The 341-nt window shown below is 49.3% G+C and carries 1 protein-coding gene; it reads right to left on the bottom strand.

Features of this window, described 5'->3' with window-relative positions; all coding sequences use genetic code 11:
* On the bottom strand, positions 1-341 hold a 341-nt coding region (locus NTD88_RS28985; RefSeq protein ID WP_410017318.1), incomplete at both ends, for a transposase.

Below are 341 nucleotides of genomic sequence, written 5' to 3'. Positions count from 1 at the left end.
ATATACCGATCTTTTCGTATTTCAGAAGTTTCTCCCAAAGCGGAATAGCAGGCAGAAATATCCAGCCAATCAAAACCTGGTTGAAGTTGAACTCTGGCTCTGTAGCTCGACCATGTATAGTCTTCAGCATCATCCACCATGCAAGCCCTCACGGGATTTAGCTCAATGTATCGGCAACAGGCAAGCAGATAGCTCTCTGACTGCACCACACTGGACTTATATCGGCTTTCCCATAACGTTCCTGATCGCCCTTCTAACTTATTCCGATATCGCGTCGCTCGGGCTGCCAACGCCTTCATCATCTGACCAAGGCCTGCGACTGCCTCTCCAGGCTCCAACAA

The sequence above is a fragment of the Pseudomonas sp. 20P_3.2_Bac5 genome (genome assembly GCF_025466035.1).
Classification (GTDB): domain Bacteria; phylum Pseudomonadota; class Gammaproteobacteria; order Pseudomonadales; family Pseudomonadaceae; genus Aquipseudomonas.
Note: the sequence above shows the minus strand (reverse complement) of the source record. Positions and strands in the feature narration are given on the sequence as shown.